Origin of the sequence: Mycolicibacterium houstonense, from assembly GCF_900078665.2 — a bacterium.
Classification (GTDB): domain Bacteria; phylum Actinomycetota; class Actinomycetes; order Mycobacteriales; family Mycobacteriaceae; genus Mycobacterium; species Mycobacterium houstonense.
In genome coordinates this window covers 315493-319369 of sequence record NZ_LT546208.1, presented here as the reverse complement: position 1 = coordinate 319369, position 3877 = coordinate 315493, and the positions used below count along the sequence as shown (strand labels likewise).

Annotated in this window: 4 protein-coding genes; 3 read left to right on the top strand and 1 reads right to left on the bottom strand. The window is 68.4% G+C overall.

The genetic code is table 11. The features are described from left to right. A partial coding sequence (locus tag BN4332_RS29525; protein ID WP_200820460.1) for an RrF2 family transcriptional regulator occupies positions 1-246 on the bottom strand: 246 nt, incomplete at its 3' end. Between the two features lie 72 nt (positions 247-318). On the opposite strand from BN4332_RS29525, the gene BN4332_RS29520 reads away from it, so the two are divergent. The 3 genes from BN4332_RS29520 to BN4332_RS29510 all read left to right on the top strand — a co-directional run. Further along, positions 319-1074: an SDR family oxidoreductase gene (locus tag BN4332_RS29520; protein ID WP_066903381.1), complete on the top strand. Its 756-nt coding sequence runs from the start codon at positions 319-321 to the stop codon at positions 1072-1074. A gap of 36 nt (positions 1075-1110) precedes the next feature. Beyond that, on the top strand, positions 1111-3234 hold the full coding sequence (locus tag BN4332_RS29515; RefSeq protein ID WP_066903379.1) for an ATP-dependent DNA helicase UvrD2: 2124 nt from the start codon (positions 1111-1113) through the stop codon (positions 3232-3234). 493 nt (positions 3235-3727) lie between these two features. Next, a partial coding sequence (locus BN4332_RS29510) for a WhiB family transcriptional regulator (protein ID WP_494337823.1) occupies positions 3728-3877 on the top strand: 150 nt, incomplete at its 3' end.

Here is a 3877-nt window from a genome sequence, read left to right as displayed (position 1 = left end):
GGCCTCGACGATGTGCAGCAGCGTGATGTCGGCCGGGGCGCGTCCCAGCCGGAACCCGCCACGCGGACCCGTCGTCGCGGCCAGCACACCCGCGCGGGTGAGCGCCTGTAACTGCTTGGCGAGGTAGGCCGCGGGCAGGTCGAAGTGCTCGGCGAGGTCGCCGGCCGATGCCGTGGTTCCGGGTTCCAGTTGCGCCAGCGACGTCGCGCAGTGCAGCGCCCACTCGGTGGCCACGGGAAGTTTCACGCCCGTTATCGTATTACAGATATTACGGACCTATATAGTCCGTAATAGTCGGCGAACGGAACGGGAGGCATCATGCGAATCGCAGTGGCGGGCGCGACGGGAAACATCGGGGCGCGGCTGGTGGCCGAGCTGCAGCGCGCGGGACATGAGGTGGTGGCGATCAGTCGCTCGCAGGGGGTCGACCTGTTGACCGGCGAAGGCCTCGACGTCGCCCTGGTCGGCGTGCACTCGGTGGTGGACGTGATCAGCACGCCGCCGGTCGACCGGGACGGCACGGTGCATCACCTCGGTACCGCCACCCGCAATCTGTTGGCGGCCGAGGAGCGCGCCGGTGTCGGTCATCACGTCCTGCTGTCGATCGTCGGTATCCACGGCATCGAGGGAAATCCGCACTACGCCGGAAAGCGCGAGCAGGAGCGGCTGATCGAAGCGGGCCCGGTGCCGTGGACGGTCGTGCCTGCCACGCAGTTCCACGACTTCGCCGAGATGGTGGTGGGTTGGACGGAACAGGACGGCCCCGACGGCGTCACCGCGCCGATCGCGCCGCTTCTGGTGCAGCCCATCGACCCGGACGACGTGGCCGCGGTGCTCGCGGAGATCGCCGCGGGGAAGCCGCAGGGACGCTACGCCGATGTGGCCGGTCCGCAGCCGCAGGATCTGGTCGACATGGCGCGGCGAACCCTGGCGGTGCGTGGCCGGGACGTGCGGCTGGTGCCGACGTGGTCGTCGGTGTTCGGGGTGGAGATGGCCGGCAATGTGATGCTGCCCGGCGAGCGCGCCCGCCTCGCGCCCACCACCTTCGAGCAGTGGCTGAGCCGGCAGGGGTAGACGGCGCCCCCAGACGTGTCAGCGGTCCCTGACATCATGGACCGCATGCCGTTGGAGGCTCCCTCGCCCGCCCTGGGTGATCTGGACGATGAGCAGCGGGAGGCAGTGCTGGCCGCCCGCGGCCCGGTGTGCGTGCTGGCGGGTGCGGGCACCGGCAAGACCCGCACCATCACCCGGCGGATCGCGCATCTGGTGACCGCAGGCCATGTCGCGCCCAGCCAGGTGCTGGCGGTGACGTTCACCGCGCGGGCCGCCGGCGAGATGCGGGGCCGGCTACGGGCGCTGGGGCAGGAGTCGGGGGTGAACACCGCGGCCGTGCAGGCGGTGACGTTCCACGCCGCGGCGCGTCGCCAGCTGCAGTACTTCTGGCCCCGCCTGGTGGGCGACACGGGGTGGGAGCTGCTCGACAGCAAGTTCGCCGTGGTGGCTCAGGCGGCCAACCGGGCCGGGATGCAGACCAGTACCGACGATGTTCGCGATCTGGCCGGCGAAATCGAATGGGCCAAGGCATCTTTGATCACCCCGGAGGCCTACGGTGCCGCGGTGGCGAAGGTCGGTCGCGACATCCCGTTCGATGCCGCCAAGGTCGCCGCGGTCTATTCGAACTACGAGAAGCTCAAGGCCCGCCGGGACGGCTCGGCACTCTTGGATTTCGACGATCTGCTGCTGCACACCGCCGCGGCCATCGAGAACGACGCCGCGGTGGCCCAGGAATTCCGGGACCGCTACCGCTGCTTCGTCGTCGACGAATACCAGGACGTCACGCCCCTGCAGCAGCGGGTGCTCGACGCCTGGCTGGGGGAGCGCGACGACCTGACCGTGGTCGGCGACGCCAACCAGACGATCTACTCGTTCACCGGCGCCACCCCGCGTTTCCTGCTGGATTTCTCCCGTCGCTTCCCCGATGCCGCGGTGGTGCGGCTGGAGCGGGATTACCGGTCGACGCCGCAGGTGGTGTCGTTGGCCAATCGGGTGATCGCGGCCGCGCGCGGCCGCATGGCGGGCAGCAAGCTGCACCTGGTGGGGCAGCGCGATCCTGGTCCCGAGCCGACGTTCTCCGAGTATCCCGACGAGGTGGCCGAGGCCAACGCCGTTGCCCGATCCATCAAGAAGCTGATCGAAAACGGCACGGAGCCCGCCGAAATCGCCGTGCTGTACCGGATCAACGCGCAGTCCGAGGTGTACGAGGAGGCACTCACCGAGGCCGGCATCGCCTTCCAGGTGCGCGGTGGTGAGGGCTTTTTCAGTCGCCAGGAGATCCGCCAGGCGTTGGTGGCCATGCAGCGCTTCGCCGAACGCGACATTCCCGAGGACAACCTGCCCGCGCTGGTGCGTGAGCTTCTCGAACCGCTCGGACTGACCGCCGAACCCCCGGCGGGTACCAAGGCCCGCGAACGCTGGGAAGCGTTGACGGCGTTGGCCGAGTTGGTCGACGAGGAGGTCGCGGTGCGGCCCGAGCTCGATCTGCGGGCATTGGTCGCCGAGCTGCGCCAGCGTGCCGACGCCCGGCATCCGCCGGTGGTGCAGGGCGTGACACTCGCGTCGCTGCACGCCGCCAAGGGCCTGGAGTGGGATGCGGTGTTCCTCGTCGGCCTCGCCGACAACACCTTGCCGATCTCGCACGCGCTCGCGCACGGCCCGGACAGCGAGCCGGTGGAGGAGGAACGCCGTCTGCTCTACGTCGGGGTCACCCGGGCCCGGGTGCATCTCGGGCTGAGCTGGGCACTGGCCCGCACCCCCGGCGGGCGCCAAAGCCGGCGACCGTCGCGGTTTCTCAACGGCATCGCACCGCAACTGCAGAATTCGGTTGGCTCCGGGCCTGATCGGACCCGGCGTCAGCGCGGTCCGGCACCGCGCTGCCGGGTCTGCAACGCGGCATTGACGACGCCACCGGCGATCATGTTGCGCCGCTGCGAAACCTGCCCATCGGACCTGGATGAAGAGCTGCTCACCGAGCTCAAGGACTGGCGGTTGCGCGTCTCCAAGGAGATGAAGGTGCCGGCGTACGTGGTGTTCACCGACAACACCCTGATCGCCATCGCCGAGTCGCTTCCGACCGACGAGGCCGCACTCGTCGCACTGCCCGGCATCGGTGCGCGCAAGCTCGAGCAGTACGGCCCGGATGTCCTCGAGTTGGTCAAGGGCCGCCAAAAATCGTAAAGATCACGCCAAAACCGCAGGTAGAAAATAGGTTGTGCGATCTGGCTGCTAGGCTTTAGCCTCGTAACACAGCTCTGGTGACGAGACGGAAGGAGGGTGCCCGCAATGGATAACATCACGATCAGCGGTGTCGCGGCTGCAGGCATGCCGTCGTCCGTACTCGCCGTCTCCGCCGCCGTGATTGTCCCGGCGGCGCACCGGTATGCCGCACCCGCTGCCCCCGCCCCCGCCGCCGCATGGCCGGTCGCTGCTGCTTTTGCACCGCAGGACAAGCGCCGTCACGCCGCAGCGACCGGCGCGTCCGTGGATCGGAGCCCTTTTTAGGTAGAGCTCCCACACCAGCCGAAATGGCCACGGACCGCAGTCAACCGGATCCGTGGCCAATTTTTTTGGGATAGTTCTCCACCCCGAAAACCTGGTCGCAGATCCATCGAAGAGACAGATCGCCGACAACTACGACCAGGAAGTAGGGGATAAGCACATGTCCATTGCGATGACCGCTCCGGAGGTGAGCGTCGCGCCGATGACATGCGAAGAGCGGCTGCCGGCGGTGCCGTGCCACATCGGGAATCCCGATCTGTGGTTCGCCGAGAGCCCAGTCGATCTGGAGCAGGCCAAGGCTCTGTGCGCGGGTTGCCCGATC

Coding starts and splice junctions, on each gene's coding strand:
- BN4332_RS29520 (WP_066903381.1), top strand. CDS start 319: ATGCGAATCGCAGTGGCGGGCGCGACGGGAAACATCGGGGCGCGGCTG.
- BN4332_RS29515 (WP_066903379.1), top strand. CDS start 1,111: ATGGACCGCATGCCGTTGGAGGCTCCCTCGCCCGCCCTGGGTGATCTG.